General features: G+C 46.2%; 17 protein-coding genes. 7 read left to right on the forward strand and 10 right to left on the reverse strand.

What is annotated here, in order from left to right:
- Window positions 1-22: 22 nt before the first annotated feature.
- On the reverse strand, window positions 23-733 hold the full coding sequence (locus tag PK654_RS02250; RefSeq protein ID WP_271697450.1) for a YggS family pyridoxal phosphate-dependent enzyme: 711 nt from the start codon (window positions 731-733) through the stop codon (window positions 23-25).
- Between the two features lie 24 nt (window positions 734-757).
- On the opposite strand from PK654_RS02250, the gene PK654_RS02255 reads away from it, so the two are divergent.
- Together PK654_RS02255 and PK654_RS02260 are read left to right on the forward strand one after the other, a co-directional pair.
- Window positions 758-1,798, forward strand: coding sequence for a type IV pilus twitching motility protein PilT (locus PK654_RS02255; protein WP_271697451.1), 1,041 nt, complete (start codon window positions 758-760; stop codon window positions 1,796-1,798).
- Window positions 1,799-1,809: 11 nt separating this feature from the next.
- A complete protein-coding gene (locus tag PK654_RS02260) occupies window positions 1,810-2,934 on the forward strand; it encodes a PilT/PilU family type 4a pilus ATPase (protein ID WP_271697452.1) in 1,125 nt (374 codons plus the stop codon).
- Window positions 2,935-2,955: 21 nt separating this feature from the next.
- Here the strand turns inward: PK654_RS02260 and ruvX are convergent, their stop codons facing one another.
- From ruvX to metK, 7 genes are all read right to left on the reverse strand, one after another.
- Window positions 2,956-3,381 carry a Holliday junction resolvase RuvX gene (ruvX, locus tag PK654_RS02265; RefSeq protein WP_271697453.1) on the reverse strand — a complete coding sequence of 142 codons (426 nt, stop codon included), beginning with the start codon at window positions 3,379-3,381 and terminating at the stop codon, window positions 2,956-2,958.
- A gap of 50 nt (window positions 3,382-3,431) precedes the next feature.
- The gene (locus tag PK654_RS02270; protein ID WP_271697454.1) at window positions 3,432-3,995 is read right to left on the reverse strand and encodes a YqgE/AlgH family protein; all 564 of its coding nucleotides are present in this window, start codon (window positions 3,993-3,995) and stop codon (window positions 3,432-3,434) included.
- Between the two features lie 58 nt (window positions 3,996-4,053).
- The gene (gshB, locus tag PK654_RS02275) at window positions 4,054-5,001 is read right to left on the reverse strand and encodes a glutathione synthase (protein WP_271697455.1); all 948 of its coding nucleotides are present in this window, start codon (window positions 4,999-5,001) and stop codon (window positions 4,054-4,056) included.
- A 12-nt stretch (window positions 5,002-5,013) separates the two neighbouring features.
- Window positions 5,014-5,745, reverse strand: a complete 732-nt coding sequence (gene rsmE / locus PK654_RS02280) for a 16S rRNA (uracil(1498)-N(3))-methyltransferase (RefSeq protein ID WP_271697456.1) — start codon at window positions 5,743-5,745, stop codon at window positions 5,014-5,016.
- Window positions 5,746-5,881: 136 nt separating this feature from the next.
- The gene (locus tag PK654_RS02285) at window positions 5,882-6,382 is read right to left on the reverse strand and encodes a SprT family zinc-dependent metalloprotease (protein ID WP_271697457.1); all 501 of its coding nucleotides are present in this window, start codon (window positions 6,380-6,382) and stop codon (window positions 5,882-5,884) included.
- 67 nt (window positions 6,383-6,449) lie between these two features.
- Entirely contained in the window at window positions 6,450-7,247 is a 798-nt protein-coding gene (locus PK654_RS02290) for a DUF2189 domain-containing protein (protein ID WP_271697458.1), read from the reverse strand.
- A gap of 220 nt (window positions 7,248-7,467) precedes the next feature.
- Complete coding sequence (gene metK / locus PK654_RS02295; protein ID WP_271697459.1) at window positions 7,468-8,619, reverse strand: methionine adenosyltransferase; 1,152 nt, start codon at window positions 8,617-8,619, stop codon at window positions 7,468-7,470.
- 346 nt (window positions 8,620-8,965) lie between these two features.
- Between metK and tkt the strand changes: the two genes are divergently transcribed.
- From tkt to mscS, 5 genes are all read left to right on the forward strand, one after another.
- Window positions 8,966-10,963, forward strand: coding sequence for a transketolase (gene tkt / locus PK654_RS02300; RefSeq protein ID WP_271697460.1), 1,998 nt, complete (start codon window positions 8,966-8,968; stop codon window positions 10,961-10,963).
- A 220-nt stretch (window positions 10,964-11,183) separates the two neighbouring features.
- Window positions 11,184-12,209 (forward strand): erythrose-4-phosphate dehydrogenase, encoded by a 1,026-nt coding sequence (gene epd / locus PK654_RS02305; protein WP_271697461.1) that lies wholly within the window; start codon window positions 11,184-11,186, stop codon window positions 12,207-12,209.
- A 137-nt stretch (window positions 12,210-12,346) separates the two neighbouring features.
- A complete protein-coding gene (locus PK654_RS02310) occupies window positions 12,347-13,510 on the forward strand; it encodes a phosphoglycerate kinase (RefSeq protein WP_271697462.1) in 1,164 nt (387 codons plus the stop codon).
- Window positions 13,511-13,655: 145 nt separating this feature from the next.
- Window positions 13,656-14,732 carry a class II fructose-bisphosphate aldolase gene (gene fbaA, locus PK654_RS02315; RefSeq protein WP_271697463.1) on the forward strand — a complete coding sequence of 359 codons (1,077 nt, stop codon included), beginning with the start codon at window positions 13,656-13,658 and terminating at the stop codon, window positions 14,730-14,732.
- A gap of 303 nt (window positions 14,733-15,035) precedes the next feature.
- A complete protein-coding gene (gene mscS / locus PK654_RS02320) occupies window positions 15,036-15,899 on the forward strand; it encodes a small-conductance mechanosensitive channel MscS (RefSeq protein ID WP_271697464.1) in 864 nt (287 codons plus the stop codon).
- Window positions 15,900-15,959: 60 nt separating this feature from the next.
- Here mscS and PK654_RS02325 read toward each other — a convergent pair whose 3' ends face one another.
- Entirely contained in the window at window positions 15,960-16,442 is a 483-nt protein-coding gene (locus PK654_RS02325) for a YbaK/EbsC family protein (protein ID WP_271697465.1), read from the reverse strand.
- On the reverse strand, window positions 16,442-17,068 hold the full coding sequence (locus PK654_RS02330) for a LysE/ArgO family amino acid transporter (protein ID WP_271697466.1): 627 nt from the start codon (window positions 17,066-17,068) through the stop codon (window positions 16,442-16,444). Before PK654_RS02330 ends, PK654_RS02325 begins: the two co-directional genes overlap by 1 nt.
- Between the last annotated feature and the right edge of the window lie 103 nt (window positions 17,069-17,171).

Here is a 17,171-nt window from a genome sequence, read left to right on the forward strand (position 1 = left end):
GTCTGACCTTTCCTTATGTTTATTATGCTTTTTTAGAGTAGTCTCTGGCGCCAAAGATCGCCGTTCCGATGCGAACCATTGTGCTGCCTGCTTCTACAGCGGCTTCCATATCCCCGCTCATTCCCATTGAGAGGGTATCCAGCCCCGGGTGCTTCTCTGCTAATTTGTTTTTAAGGTGTGCCAGCTGGTTGAATGCGGCCAATTGACTTTCATGATCGCTGACATTAGCAGGAATTGACATCAACCCTCTTAACGTAAGGTTTGGCAGGGAAGAAATCAACTCAGCCAGCTGAAAAATCTCATCATCGTTAATGCCGGACTTAGAGGCTTCGCCACTGGTGTTTACTTGTATCAGTACCTGAATCGGTGGCAAGTGTTGCGGGCGCTGATCATTTAATCGCTGTGCGATTTTAGCCCTGTCAACGGTGTGAACCCAGTTAAAGTGCTCTGCTACCGGACGTGTTTTATTGGACTGTATCGGGCCGATAAAGTGCCACTCGATGTTTTCAGATTCATGCTGCTGAGAAAAATAGCTAACCTTATCAACGCCTTCCTGCACATAGTTTTCACCGAAAGCTAACTGACCAGCGGAAATGGCTTGTTCAATTGCCTGAATAGGTTTGGTTTTACTGACAGCCAGAAGCTGTACTGAGTTTGTTGTCCGGCCGCATTTTTGCTCCGCATTTCGGATAAGGCGGGTGACCTGTTCAATATTTTGTTGAATACTATGCATAATCGACTTTTTTGAGGAATATTTATGGATATCTCAGAGTTACTGGAATTTAGTGTAAAGCATAACGCATCAGATTTGCATCTTTCTGCAGGTGTTCCTCCTATGATACGTATTGACGGCGATGTTAGAAAGCTTGGTGTACCCGCTTTAGAGCATTCAGATGTGCATCGTATGGTTTTTGATATTATGACCGACGCGCAAAAGAGTGAGTTCGAAGGTAACCTAGAAGTGGACTTTTCTTTTGAACTTCCCCAGATTGGCCGTTTTCGTGTTAATGCATTTAATCAGAGCCGGGGCTGCTCAGCTGTTTTCAGAACCATTCCAACTGATATTCCGACTCTTCAGGAGCTTGAGTCTCCCGCCATATTTAATGACATTGCTGAGATGGAGAAAGGGCTGGTTCTGGTAACGGGGCCGACAGGTTCAGGTAAGTCGACCACTCTTGCTGCTATGGTTGATCACGTTAACCAGAACTTTAATAAGCATATCCTGACTATCGAAGATCCCATTGAGTTTCTGCACAGCAATAAAAAATGCCTGATAAACCAGAGGGAAGTGCATAAGGATACTCATAGCTTTAAGGCGGCGCTTCGTTCTGCCCTGCGTGAAGACCCGGATGTGATTCTGGTGGGAGAGTTAAGGGATCAGGAGACCATTAGTCTTGCCTTGACTGCCGCTGAGACTGGTCATCTAGTATTTGGTACCTTGCATACCAGTTCAGCCGCTAAAACCATAGACAGAATCATCGATGTATTTCCCGGTAATGATAAAGCCATGGTACGTTCCATGTTGTCCGAGTCATTGCGGGCGGTGATTGCTCAGCGTCTGCTTAAACGGGTTGGCGGCGGCCGTGTCGCCTGCCATGAGATTATGATGGCAACCCCTGCGATCAGAAACCTTATCCGGGAAGATAAGGTGGCGCAGATGTACTCAATCATTCAGACCGGCGCTGCATCAGGCATGGTGACAATGGAGCAGAGTGCGAAAAAACTGATTGCTCAGGGCGTGGTTGATTCAGAAGAAGTCAGTAAAAAAATTGAGCTGGAATCCAGTTCGCTGTTTTAGGAATGTTACAGATGACAGAAATGACCAGTCTGCTGGAGGCAATGTTGCAACAGAAGGCATCGGATATGTACCTGACGGTCGATGCTCCCTGTCAGCTAAGGGTTAACGGGCAGCTTCAGCCTGTGGGAGAAACGCTGGACAAGAATACGGTTGCTTCTCTGCTGGACACTATTATGGACAGCGAGCAACAACAGCTTTACCGGGAGAGTAAAGAAGCTAATTTTGCTATTGTTCAGCCGGGAGACGGGCAGAACAGTGCCCGCTACCGGGTTAGTGCCTTTTTTCAGCGTGAGCAGCCGGGTGCCGTTATCCGCCGTATTGAAACGCAGATTCCGACTTTCTCTGAGCTTGCTTTGCCAGATGTACTGAAACAGCTGGCCACAGAAAAGCGCGGTCTGGTGCTGGTGGTTGGTGCTACGGGGTCGGGTAAATCGACCTCTATGGCCGCAATGACAGGCTACCGGAATAGCCATAAATCAGGCCATATTCTTACCGTAGAAGATCCTATTGAGTTTGTTCATCAGCACGACAAATGCATAGTGACTCAGCGGGAAGTCGGGTTGGATACAGAGAGTTATGAAGTCGCATTAAAGAACTCTCTCAGACAGGCACCGGATATGATTCTTATCGGTGAGATCCGCAGCAGGGAAACCATGGAGTACGCCATGACTTTCGCTGAGACCGGCCACCTCTGTATGGCGACGCTTCATGCGAACAATGCTAATCAGGCGCTGGAGCGGATTCTGCACCTGATGCCTAAAGATAAAAGAGAAGCTTTTCTGTTTGATTTAGCCAGCAACCTTAAAGGGATTGTGGCTCAGCAACTTGTAGTTGATAAAAACGGACAGCAGCGTCATGGTGTTTTTGAAATTCTGCTAAATACACCAAGGGTTTCTGACCTTATCCGTCGCGGTGAGTTAAACGAGCTTAAAGCAACTATGGCAAAATCGGCCGGGGCAGGGATGATCACTTTTGATCAGTCGCTGTTTGAGTTGGTACAACAAGGCAAGATAAGCGAAGCCGAAGCGCTGCACAGTGCGGATTCAGCCAATGATCTTAAGTTGATGATCAAAAGTAACGGAAGTACGTTTTCTTCATCAGGTTCTCTTGATGATGTCACCATTGATATGGGCTAACGGAAAAATTAAAGGGGAGAGTTACTCTCCCCATTGACGTTCAAACCAGCTCTCTAAAATAACCACCGCCGACTGACAGTCCACATTTCCTTTACTCAGTGCTTTATAACCGCCCATCTCAAATAGCTCTGAGCGGGCTTCTGTTGTGGATAGCCTTTCATCATGCAGCTCAACCTGAAGGCCAAACCGGCCATGAAGGCGGTTAGCGAACTTCTTAGCTCTCGGTGTAATGGTTTCCAGAGCATTACCGTGTAGATCGGCCGGTAAGCCGACAACCAGTAACTCTGGTTGCCACTCTTTAATCTGCTTTTCGATATCGTCCCAGTTGGGAATGCCATCATTAGCTTTAAAAGCTTTTAGTGGCGATGCCGTTCCCGTTACTTCCTGACCTATAGCACTGCCGATACTTTTTGTACCGTAATCGAAAGCCATTATCGTTCTGGACATGGAGCTCCTGTCTAAAATAGTGTTTTGTGATTTTAATTGCTGGCCTGTGCCTAGCCGTGACCGGCATCCACCGAAAGCTGACCCGGATCTATACCCAGCATTTTTACTGCTTTCTGCCAGCGATCCTGTACCGGAGTATCAAAGATAACTTCCGGATCTGCTTCGACGGTTAACCATGAGTTTTCTGCCAGCTCTTTCTCCAGTTGTCCTGCTGTCCAGCCGGAGTAACCTAAAGCGACAACATAGCTCCTCGGTTCCGCTTCCGTTCCCAGTACACTGAGAATATCTTTAGAAGTGGTGACACTGATTTGATCCGTCATCTGAATACTGGACTGATAACTGTCTTTGGGTTCATGAAGAATAAAACCGCGATCTTCTGATACCGGACCGCCATTCAGTACCGGCATCTCGAGGCTATCTTTATGTATCTGAGGGTGAACAGAGTCGACATCGACTCTCTCCAGCATGCCTCCAACGGTTATATCAATTGGAGCGTTGACAATCAGCCCCATAGCACCTTCTTCGTTGTGCTCACAGATATAAATCACTGAGCGATGAAAAAAGGGATCTTTCATACCGGGCATAGCTACCAGAAAATGATTGGATAAATTCATGTTAGCTCCTCTACTCAGCCATTTTGCTGAGGGGCGAAGGCAGCAAGGCTGCCTGTTATTATTTTTCTAAACGACGTTCAATGGCATCCATCAGCTTACCGGTAACGGATACGTCAAAAGCTGCTTCGATTTCACGAATGCAGGTCGGGCTGGTGACATTAATCTCAGTTAACTTATCGCCGATAACATCCAGTCCGACGAAAATCAGCCCTTTTTCTTTAAGTGTAGGCGCTACAGCCTCAGCTATCTGAATATCTGTTGCACTTAATGGCCTTGGTTCACCGGTACCGCCTGCTGCCAGATTGCCACGGGTTTCTCCTTTGGCCGGAATCCGGGCAAGGCAGTAAGGCATAGGTTCACCGTCTACTACTAAAATACGCTTATCGCCGTTGCTGATATCAGGCACGAAGGTTTGAGCCATAGCGTAGTTCTGGCCATGGTTGGTTAGCGTTTCAATAATAACAGACAGGTTAGGATCGCCCTGTTTTACCCTGAAAATAGATGCTCCGCCCATTCCGTCAAGGGGCTTCAGGATCACATCACCATGCTCTTGCTGAAATGCTTTAATTTTTTCAGCTTTTCTGGTCACAATGGTTGTTGGTGTCAGTTCAGGGAACCACGCGGTAAATAGCTTCTCGTTACAGTCTCTCAGGCTTTGAGGTTTGTTTACGATTAGTGTGCCTTTCTCTTCTGCTCTTTCCAGAATATAAGTGGCGTAGATGTACTCTGTATCAAACGGAGGATCTTTTCTCATCAGCACCACATCCAGATCCGACAGGGCAATAGTTTGCTCGGACTGGAACTGATACCAGTCGGCAGGATCTTCTTTCAGGGTCACGACTTTGGTATCGGCAATGGCTTCACCCTGATCCAGATGCAGATCGCTCATCTCCATATAGTGGATTTCATAGCCACGCTTTTGTGCTTCAAGCATCATGGCAAAGCTAGAGTCTTTTTTGATATTAATGGATGAAATAGGATCCATTACAATGCCCAGTTTGATCATTCTTTTCTCCTGTTAGCCAAGATCGCCAAAGCGAACTTGTAATGCGGTAATTGCGGTAAGTGCTGCTGTTTCTGTTCTTAATACCCGTGGCCCCAGCAGCGTTTCTTCAAACTGGTACTCTTCGGTCATTGTGATTTCTTCGACAGACAGGCCGCCTTCAGGGCCTATAAGCAGGCGTACTTTATTTATCGGTTGAGGAAGGGTGTTAATTGAGTATTTTGCTCTCGGGTGAAGGTTGAGTTTCAGAGCATCGTCTTGTTCGCCACACCACTCTTCCAGCTTCATAATCGGGCGGATCTGCGGAACAATATTACGGCCACACTGTTCGCAGGCGGCAATCGCAATTTTCTGCCATTGCTGAAGTTTCTTTTCAAAGCGTTTGGCATCCAGTTTTACACCGCAACGCTCTGATATCAGAGGGGTGATAGTATTTACACCAAGTTCAACGGACTTTTGAATGGTGAACTCCATTTTGTCGCCCCTTGATACAACCTGACCAAGATGAATATCCAGCGGTGATTCGCTGTTTCTTTCAATGCGCTCAGAGATAGTGACTTGCACGGACTTTTTTGTCACTTCACTGATAACCGCAGGGAACTCTGCTCCGCTGCCATCAAACAGTAAAACTTCTTGTCCCGGCTTCATTCTCAGCACTCTGCCAACATGGCCGCTGGCGTCTTCGCTGAGAGTTAATAGTCCAACATCCTGAATGGTATCAGGGTGGTAAATTCGTGGTACTCGCATTAATACGGATTCCTGTATCAGGCGTTTATAGCTTCCCCTAACATGGATGCCTTCAGGCTAAAAAACAAGGGTATATAACGGGAAAATGATAGTTGCTGTTGATCTTTTGTTTATATAAAAGATCAACTACTTCTATTCAGCTTAGCTGGGTGCCAGTGAATGCGAGAGTTTGTTGACAGTTGCGGCAGCTGTAGCTGGCCTGACGGGACTGAACTTTATTATGTCGTCGTATGCTCAGGGGGTAGCTGCTACAGTCACAACGGTATTCAAAGGTTTTTCCCTGAACAGAGCTAATATTCAGGGAGTGGGTTGTATTTCCGGGCAACTGAAATACTTGCTGCATCAGGCTTTTCCATTCCGTTCCGTGCGGGCGCACTCTGCCATATAGCTGAAAAGTAATCAGGTGGGCAAGCTCATGAGGAATAACCTCCGTAAGAAAAGCTTGTGGGTTTTCATTGAATAGCACAGGGTTCAGGCGGATTTCCCACTGTTGCAGCAACGCTTTTCCGGCTGCCTTTCCTCTTAGTTTGTAGTTAAGGGCGGGAACGGGAAAGGTCTGATTAAAATGGGATCTGGCAATGGACATGTAGTCAGCGAGTGCTTTGCGGGCACGATAATCCAGCTCTCTGTTTTCCACTATCTCTCCTGAAAAAAGCCCCGGAAATTCGGGGCTTTATTATAAATCTGACAGCTCTCAAAGCAAGCTAGACATCTTTTCTGGAGATGGTTTCCCTGTAACCGTGCCAGGTTGCGTAACCAAGAACCGGTATAACAAATAGCATGCCGACTCCGTATGTTACAAATCCGAACAGGGTACAGGCACTGATGATAAGACCCCAGATAATCATCGCCCCTACATTTTCTTTAACGGCATTAAAGCTGGTAAAGACAGCCGTCATCATATCAACACGCCTTTCCATCATTAATGGAATGGAGAAAGCTGACAAGCTGAATATGCCGACAGCAAACACCAGACCAATAGCTGCGTTGATCAACAGGAAGGGTACAAAATCTGCAAACGGAGCTCCTTCTACCTGTGGATACAGAACGTGCAGAAGAGCAGCTATGCGCATCCAGAAGATCATTGCCACAGTCAGGAGAACAGCAAAGGCCCACTGAGATGTTGTATTTCGCTTAATCGCTTTGATTGAATGAAGCAGGCTGGCGTCGTTACCTTTCTCTCTCTGCCAGCTTGCATCGTACAGGCCAAGAGCAAGGAAAGGCCCCAGAAGCATAAATATCACCAGACTAGGTAGCACAATCAGGTGAGTGCCTTGCCACTGGGTTATCTGAACCACTGCAACCGCTGCCATCATAAAACAGAAACCGTAAAAGAGGGTGATGGAAGGGAGTTGGAAGAAATCTTTAACACCTATGCTGACCCACCTGAGTGGCGCCATAGTGTCTAGTTTGTGGCACGGGATGGTTCGTGCGTAGTCGTTGTGGTGATGATGCTTATCGTGCTTTCCATGTAATTTGTCTGGCGTTGTTGAATTAGGCATATGGCCTCCAGAGTGTTTAGCGTCCCGAATATGACTCAATTATCAGTAGCAACTGATTACCAGTTTAAAATTGAGTTTTATTTACATCTACAGCTAAGTTTAGGCCAAATTGACAAGGTGAAAAGTTTAGTTTTTAAGCTGATGAAAGCTAAAGAAAAATAGAGAAGAGATAAGGCGGAAATAAAAGAGCCTCCGGATGGAGGCTCTGAAGAACTGTCTGTTACAGACCAGCGAACTCTTTAAGCAGAGCGGCTTTATCTGTTGCTTCCCAAGGGAACTCTTCACGACCAAAGTGGCCGTATGCAGCTGTCTTTTGGTAGATAGGCTGAAGAAGGTTAAGCATTTCCTGAAGACCGTATGGGCGCAGATCGAAGAACTGACGTACCGCTTCAATAATGATGTCGTGAGATACTTTTTCAGTACCGAACGTTTCAACCATGATAGAAGTTGGATCGGCAACACCGATAGCGTAAGAAAGCTGGATTTCACAACGATCAGCCAGACCTGCAGCAACAATGTTTTTCGCAACATAACGTGCTGCGTAAGCTGCTGAACGGTCTACTTTCGATGGATCTTTACCAGAGAAAGCACCACCACCGTGACGTGCCGCGCCACCGTAGGTGTCTACGATAATCTTACGGCCAGTCAGACCACAGTCACCCATTGGGCCACCGATAACGAAACGACCGGTTGGGTTGATAAAGAAGTTAGTCTCTTTGTTCAGCCACTCTGAAGGTAGTACCGGTTTGATGATCTCTTCCATTACCGCTTCGCGAAGATCCGGTGTAGAGATTGAGTCACAGTGCTGAGTTGATAGTACCACTGCGTCGATACCTACAATTTTGCCCTGATCATACTGGAAGGTTACCTGAGATTTTGCATCAGGGCGCAACCAAGGAAGCGTGCCGTTTTTACGTACTTCAGCCTGCTTCTGAACCAGAAGGTGAGAGTAAGTAATTGGCGCCGGCATTAGTACGTCGGTTTCGTTTGTCGCGTAACCAAACATGATGCCCTGATCACCAGCCCCCTGCTCTTTAGGGTCTGCTCTGTCTACACCCTGATTGATATCCGGAGACTGCTTACCAATGGTATTCAGTACCGCACATGAATCAGCATCAAAGCCCATGTCAGAGTGTACATAACCGATTTCACGAACCGTTTCACGAGTTAGCTCTTCGATATCAACCCATGCAGAAGTAGTGATTTCACCACCGACCATAACCATGCCGGTTTTTACATAAGTTTCACACGCAACACGAGCTTTAGGGTCTTGTGCAATGATGGCATCAAGAACGGCATCAGAAATTTGGTCTGCAATTTTGTCTGGATGACCTTCTGATACAGACTCAGAAGTAAACAGGTGCTTAGCCATAAAGTTAGCTCCGGATTTATAAGTAAAAAAGATGCTTCTGGCATCTCTTTATAAATTTAATCAATCAGAAACACACTGCTGGGTGTTTCTACATCTAGACGTCTATTCTAGTTTTTAACCAGATAATTACAAGTTTTTTTATGACATCTTGCGAGGGTTTCTAGGGTAGCGGAGAGATAAACAGGCGCATTTCTAATACTGCTGAAGGCTTGGCTGCCTTAAAAATAAAGGGGGAAATCGATTGCAGTCGAAATTTTCCTCTGAGAGAATAGCGCCGCTGAAAATTCAGGTAATCATTCAGCATAATTCCCTTAATTTGAATTTGCGATTTCATTCAGGAGCAGACATGTCGTCTCAGAAACAATTAGCTAATGCAATCCGCGCGTTAAGCATGGATGGTGTACAACAAGCCAACTCCGGTCACCCGGGTGCCCCTATGGGTATGGCGGACATCGCTGAAGTACTTTGGCGTGGCCACATGAACCACAACCCACAAAACCCTGAGTGGGCTGACCGCGACCGCTTTATCCTGTCTAACGGTCACGGCTCAATGCTGATTTACTCTCTGCTTCACCTGACTGGTTATGAGCTATCTATTGATGACCTGAAAAACTTCCGTCAGCTGCATTCTAAAACTCCGGGTCACCCTGAGTACGGTTATGCACCTGGCGTTGAGACCACTACAGGTCCTCTTGGTCAGGGTATCACCAACGCTGTAGGTATGGCGCTGGCTGAGAAATCCCTTGCTGAGCAGTTCAACAAAGAAGGCCATGACATTGTAGACCACAACACTTACGTGTTTATGGGTGACGGCTGTCTGATGGAAGGTATCTCTCACGAGGCGTGTTCTCTGGCGGGTACTCTTGGTCTTGGCAAGCTAATCGCGTTCTGGGATGACAACGGCATCTCAATCGACGGTGAAGTGGAAGGCTGGTTCTCTGACGACACACCTAAGCGTTTTGAAGCTTACGGCTGGCACGTAATCCCAGCAGTAGACGGTCACGATGCAGCAGCAATCAACGCCGCGATTGAAGCAGCGAAAGCAGAGACAGGCAAACCAACCCTAATCTGTACTAAGACCATCATTGGTTTTGGTTCTCCGAACAAGTCCGGTTCACACGACTGTCACGGTGCACCACTAGGCGCTGAAGAAATTGCAGCAACACGTAAAGAGTTAGGTTGGGAGCACGGTCCTTTTGAAATTCCGGCGGAAATCTATGCAGAGTGGTCTGCGAAAGAAGCAGGCGCAGCTAAGGAAGCAGCGTGGGACGAGAAATTTGCAGCTTATGAAGCAGCATATCCAGAGCTTGCAGCAGAATTCAAACGTCGCGTAAACGGCGACCTACCGGCTGAGTGGGAAGAGAAAGCGAACCAAATCATCGCTGACCTTCAGGCTAATCCGGCTAACATTGCCTCACGTAAAGCGTCGCAAAACGCACTGGAAGCCTTCGGTAAGATGCTGCCAGAATTTATGGGTGGTTCTGCTGACCTTGCACCATCTAACCTGACCATGTGGTCTGGCTCTAAGTCAATCACTCCGGAAGATGCGTCTGGTAACTACATCCACTACGGTGTGCGTGAGTTCGGTATGACGGCTATCATGAACGGTATCGCCCTTCATGGTGGTTTTGTACCTTACGGTGCAACCTTCCTGATGTTTATGGAGTATGCCCGTAACGCACTGCGTATGGCGGCTCTGATGAAGGTTCAGAACATTCAGGTTTATACTCACGACTCCATCGGTCTGGGTGAAGATGGCCCGACTCACCAGCCGGTAGAGCAGGTCTCTTCTCTTCGCCTGACTCCGAACATGAGCACATGGCGTCCGTGTGATCAGGTAGAGTCAGCGGTAGCGTGGAAGTTTGCTATTGAGCGTAAAGACGGTCCGACCTCACTGATTTTCTCTCGTCAGAACCTTGCACAGCAAGAGCGTAGCGCAGCACAAGTTGCTGATATCGCTAAAGGCGGTTACGTACTGAAAGATTGTGAAGGCAAGCCTGAGCTAATCCTGATTGCTACCGGTTCAGAAGTTGAACTGGCAACAGAAGCCGCGGCACAACTGACAGCTGAAGGTAAGAAGGTACGCGTAGTCTCTATGCCTGCAACAGACGTGTTTGACAAGCAGGACGCAGCTTACCGTGAAGCGGTACTGCCATCTGATGTAACTGCACGTGTAGCGGTAGAAGCGGGTATTGCTGACTACTGGTACAAGTACGTTGGTTTCGACGGCCGTGTAATCGGTATGAGCACCTTCGGTGAATCTGCTCCGGCAGGCGAGCTGTTCAAGATGTTCGGCTTCACCGTTGAAAACGTAGTAGAAACAGCAAAAGAAGTTCTGGCGTAATCTTACACCTGACTGATTCGCTTTAAAGGCCTGCCGGTGAACTCCGGCAGGCCTTTTCCGTTTCTGAGGCTGGCAGGGCTGCATCTTCAGATGTTTCTGATGGTGTAGTTGCAACTCTGGGCAATAGGTATAAAGTAGGCCTTCAATCAATAATAAGCGGTTTAGTTCCGGAAACGTTAGTTCAGACACGGAAACCGCAAGTAACACGTGAAGTAAACAGATGATCAAGATAGCAATTAACGGTTTTGGCCGGATAGGAAGAAATGTACTCCGTGCCTTGTATGAGAGTGATAAAAGCAGCCAGATCCAGGTTGTGGCGGTGAATGAACTGGCTCAGCCAGATGCCATGGCACACCTGCTGCAATACGATACCAGCCACGGCCGTTTCTCAAAACGAATTACCAATGATCAGGAACATCTGTTTGTTCATCATAAAAACGGCGAGTGCGACAGTATCCGCATTCTGCATCTGGCGGAAATTGAATTATTGCCTTGGCGCGATTTGGATGTTGATATCGTTTTCGACTGTACCGGTGTATACGGCAACAGAGAAGATGGTTTAATGCATATTGCCGCTGGTGCTAAAAAAGTGCTGTTTTCCCACCCCGGCGCCAATGATATCGACAACACCATTATCTACGGTGTTAATCATGACACCCTACTGCCTGAACATACTATTGTGTCGGCCGGCTCTTGCACTACTAACTGTATTGTTCCTGTAATTAAGGTGCTGGATGAAGCCTTTGGTATTGAATCCGGGTCTATTACCACTATTCATTCATCGATGAACGATCAACAGGTGATCGATGCTTATCACCCTGATTTACGACGAACCCGGGCAGCCAGTCAGTCGATTATTCCTGTCGATACAAAGTTGCATAAAGGAATTGAAAGAATATTTCCGAAATTTTCTAACAAATTTGAAGCAATTTCCGTTAGAGTACCCACTGTAAACGTCACTGCTATCGATTTAAGCGTCACTATTAAGGCAAATGTGAAAGTTAATGACGTAAATCAAACCATAACAGAGGCATCTCAGTGTACATTACGTGACATTGTTGACTATACTGAGTTACCTCTGGTTTCGATTGATTTTAATCACGACCCACACAGTGCAATTGTTGATGGGACGCAGACCCGAGTAAGTAACGGTCATCTGGTAAAAATGCTGGTTTGGTGCGACAACGAATGGGGTTTCGCTAACCGGATGCTGGATACCGCACTGGTAATGATGCCTGGTGAGTAAGTTGTTTAGAAATATTGTGTAATTTGTCTTGAAATTAAATTACACAATCCCCACCTAGGTAGCAGCTAAAGAATTTCTAATGTCTGGCATGAGGCCGGGCTGTTTAAAAACTTTATATTTAATTGAGAGGACAAACCATGTCTGTAATCAAGATGACTGACCTGGACCTGGCAGGTAAACGCGTATTTATTCGTGCTGACCTAAACGTACCTGTAAAAGAAGGCAAAGTAACTTCTGATGCACGTATTCTGGCTTCTTTGCCAACAATCAAGCTTTGTTTAGAAGCTGGTGCAAAAGTAATGGTTACTTCTCACCTTGGCCGTCCGACTGAAGGTGAATATGCTGAAGAGTTCTCTCTGCAACCTGTAGTTAACTACCTTAATGACGCTCTTGATTGCGAAGTTAAGCTGGCAAAAGACTACCTTGACGGTCTTGAGCTGAACACTGGTGAACTGGTTGTTCTTGAAAACGTGCGCTTTAACAAAGGCGAGAAGAAAAATGACGAAGAGCTGTCTAAGAAGTACGCCGCTCTTTGTGACGTATTCGTAATGGATGCATTCGGTACGGCTCACCGTGCACAAGCGTCAACTCACGGCGTTGGTATGAATGCTCCGGTAGCTTGCGCTGGTCCTCTTCTGGCAAACGAGCTTGAAGCTCTTGCTAAAGCGATGGATAAGCCTGCACGTCCAATGGTTGCTATCGTTGGTGGTTCAAAAGTATCTACTAAGCTGACTGTACTTGAGTCTCTGTCTAAAGTTGCTGACCAGCTGGTTGTTGGTGGTGGTATCGCAAACACCTTTATTGCCGCTGCAGGCCACAATGTTGGTAAATCACTGTACGAAGCAGACCTTGTTGATACTGCTAAGAAGCTAATGAAAGAGTGTGCAATTCCTGTTGCTACTGACGTTGCTTGTGCAAAAGCGTTTGATGAAAATGCTGAAGCAGAAATCAAACACGTTTCTGAAGTACAAGATGACGATATGATCTTCGACCTTGGCCCTGACAGCTCAGCTGAACTGGCAGAAATTCTGAAGAATGCGAAAACTATCCTTTGGAACGGCCCTGTAGGCGTATTTGAGTTTAAGAACTTCGAAGCGGGTACAGAGTCAATCTCTAAAGCGATTGCTGATTCTGAAGGTTTCTCTGTTGCTGGTGGCGGTGATACGCTGGCTGCAATCGACAAGTTCGGTATCAAAGCAGATGTTTCTTACATCTCTACCGGTGGTGGTGCTTTCCTTGAGTTTGTTGAAGGTAAAGTACTTCCTGCAGTAGCGATGCTTGAAGAGCGTGCTAAAGCATAATTATTGATAAAGCGGGAATGAATATTCCCGCTTTTGCGTTTGCTGGGGTCGATGATTTACTGCTAAAATTTGGCCTGCGTAAGGAGCAAACGTTTGCAAGATTCGCAAGAATTAATTTAAAACGACAGAAAATAGGACTCATTCCATGTCTAAGATCTTCGATTTCGTAAAACCAGGTGTTATCTCTGGTGATGACGTACAAAAAGTATTTGAAGTTGCTAAAGAAAACAACTTTGCATTGCCTGCAGTTAACTGTGTAAACACAGATTCTGTAAACGGTGTACTGGAAGCAGCAGCTAAAGTAAAAGCTCCTGTAATTGTTCAGTTCTCTAACGGCGGTGCTGCTTTCTTCGCTGGTAAAGGCGTTAAACTAGAAGGTCAGGGTGCTCAAATCCTTGGTGCTGTAGCTGGTGCTAAATACGTTCACGCTGTAGCTGAATCTTACGGTGTACCTGTGATCCTTCACACTGACCACGCTGCTAAGAAACTACTTCCTTGGATCGACGGCCTGCTAGACGCTGGTGAAGCGTTCTTCGCTGAAACTGGTAAGCCTCTTTTCTCTTCTCACATGATCGACCTGTCTGAAGAGTCTCTGGAAGAGAACATCGAAATTTCTGCTAAGTACCTTGAGCGTATGGCGAAAATGGGCATGACTCTTGAGATTGAACTGGGTTGTACTGGTGGTGAAGAAGATGGCGTAGATAACTCTGATATGGACGCTTCTGAGCTTTACACTTCTCCTGAAGATGTTGCGTACGCATACGAGAAACTGAACGCAGTAAGCCCGCGTTTCACTATCGCAGCTTCTTTCGGTAACGTACACGGCGTATACAAGCCAGGTAACGTTGTTCTGACTCCGACTATTCTTCGTGACTCTCAGGCATACTGTGCAGAGAAATTTGGTATTGCTCCAAATGCTCTTAACTTTGTATTCCACGGTGGTTCAGGCTCTACTGAAGAAGAAATTCAGGAATCTATCGGTTACGGTGTTATCAAGATGAACATCGATACTGATACTCAGTGGGCAACTTGGGACGGTATCCGTACTTACGAAGCTGAAAACCACGACTTCCTGCAAGGCCAGATTGGTAACCCAACTGGTGACGACGCTCCTAACAAGAAGTACTACGATCCTCGCGTATGGCTACGTGCTGGTCAGTCTTCAATGGTTGCTCGTCTTGAGAAAGCATTTGCTGACCTGAACGCTATCGACGTTCTGTAATTTATCGTTTCTGATAATGCTGAAAGCCGCTACTGAGTAGCGGCTTTTTTGTGCCTATCGTTCAGAACTTTGGCGTTAATAACGGGACTTTTGCGTTTTTTTCGAGATTGATCTGGAACTGATTGCGTGTGTTAGTTTATCTTAATCTAATGTAATACTTTTTTGCTTGCAGAAGACTAGGAGTCTGTTGATTCAGAGGAAAAATTGTAAGCGCTGATATTACTGCTCAACATAAATTAAAAAATACTCTGTGCGGAAAACTTCTCTCGCCGCGGCAGTGAAAATAAATATAAGGATAAAGTAATGGCAAATGAACCGACCGTTATAAAAGAGGTCACTGAGGGGCTATCTGTTGCTGAAAAGTGGCTGAATAGCAACTCAGATCTATTGATTCAGTATGGGGTGAATATTATCTCCGCCATTCTGATCCTGTTTGTGGGTAATATCATTGTTAAAGCTATCGCCAATGGTGTTGCCGGCGTACTGAGTAAAAAGCAAATGGATAAAGCGGTAGTTGACTTTGTTCACGCCCTTGTCCGTTACCTGCTGTTTATTATTGTATTAATCGCCGCTTTGGGAAGAATTGGTGTTCAGACTGCTTCTGTTGTGGCTGTCATTGGTGCGGCAGGTCTGGCAGTCGGTCTTGCTTTACAAGGCTCTTTGTCTAACTTTGCTGCTGGCGTGTTAATCGTTGCCTTCAGACCGTTTAAGTCAGGAGACTATGTTGAGATCGGTGGTGTTTCCGGTTCGGTAGAGTCTATTCAAATATTCCAGACCATTCTTAAAACGCCTGATAACAAGATGGTTGTGGTACCAAATGGTTCGGTTATTGGTGGCGCTATCACTAACTACTCTAAGCATGAAACGCGCAGGATAGACCATGTAATCGGTGTATCCTATACCGCCGATCTGCAAAAGACCAAACAGGTTATTCTGTCGGTTCTTGAGGCTGATGAGCGTGTATTGAAGGAGCCGGGAATACAGATTGGTGTTTCTGAGCTGGCTGATTCATCGGTAAATTTTGTTGTCCGTCCATGGTGTAAAACGTCCGATTACTGGCCACTCTACTTTGATTCTCTTCAGGGGATTAAAGAGGCTCTGGACAAAGAGGGCATTGAGATCCCATTCCCGCAAATGGATGTTCACCTGAATAAGGTTGAAGGTTAGAACCAGACGCCATTCTGGTTTAGCAATAGAAACTGTTAAAAAGGGGCTTTGCCCCTTTTTTCAGATCAGGTGAATGGTATTAGGAAGTTTATCCAGTACTTTTGGCAGGTCGCTGCCTGAAAAGGAGAAAGTTCTGTCCGGGTAACCCGGAGTGTAAAGAATCTCTTCTTTGTCGAACATTTCTTTATCGACAAGAATCTGTACATGCTCAGGAAGCCCTATCGGGCATACCGCCCCGGGAAGGCAGCCTATCTCCTGAGTCATCTCTTCCGGTGAACAGATAGAGACTCTTTTTCCCAGTGTTGCTTTAACGGCATGCTTATCCAGTCTCTTATCTTTCTCTGTCAGTAGCAGGGCGAAGCCGCCGCCCTTGAGCTTCAGAAACAGACTCTTACTCATGGTACCGGTTATGCCTAACTCTCTGGAAACCCGCTCATCGGTTTCAAAATCATGAATGGGTTCATGCTGCCACTGCTTATAAATAATGGCGTTTTGTTCAAGTAGCTCTTTATTAAACTGATAAATTTCTTTAATTCGTTCCATTACAAATACTGACTCCACAGCAGATTAACGAGTGAACCGGCGACGATAAACATAATGACGGCAACAACTATATCGATAACTCTTTTCACTTTAGGTTTGGACAGTGTCGGTGCCAGCTTAGCAGCACCGAGTGATAATCCATAGAACCAAACTATAGATGACAGTGCGGTACCCAGCGCAAAGGCTATTCTGTCGTTGCCTTCGAACTGTCCGCCGATAGAGCCGAGTATCACTACTGTATCCAGATAAACCTGAGGGTTGAGTATGGTTACCGCCAATGCACCGATAACCACGGAAAAACGCCCTTTGGTCGCCACACCTGCCTGTTCAGTGAGATAGTTATTGTTAAATGCCGTTTTTAGTGACAGATAACCGTAATAGCCAAGAAACAGGATACCGCCTATGGTTACTGAGGTTAACAAGGTTTCATTCTGAGAAAGTAGTGCTCCGCCACCAAAAATGCCGGCTGAAACCAGAATAATGTCCAGTATGCTGCATAGTGTTGCGGTAGTGATATGGTGTTGACGGTTAATGCCCTGATTAAGCACATAGGCATTTTGTGCGCCTATGGGAATAATCATCCCTGCATTCAGGCCAAACCCCTGAAGTAAAATCCAAAAACTCACGTGTTCCCTTATTTATCTGACTGGAGTGACAGCTAGCATAGTTAAAAAAATGGTATAAATTAAACTAATAATTTTAATGTATTATAAGTTCTTCTAATGATGG

The organism is Vibrio sp. SCSIO 43137 (assembly GCF_028201475.1).
Lineage (GTDB): Bacteria > Pseudomonadota > Gammaproteobacteria > Enterobacterales > Vibrionaceae > Vibrio.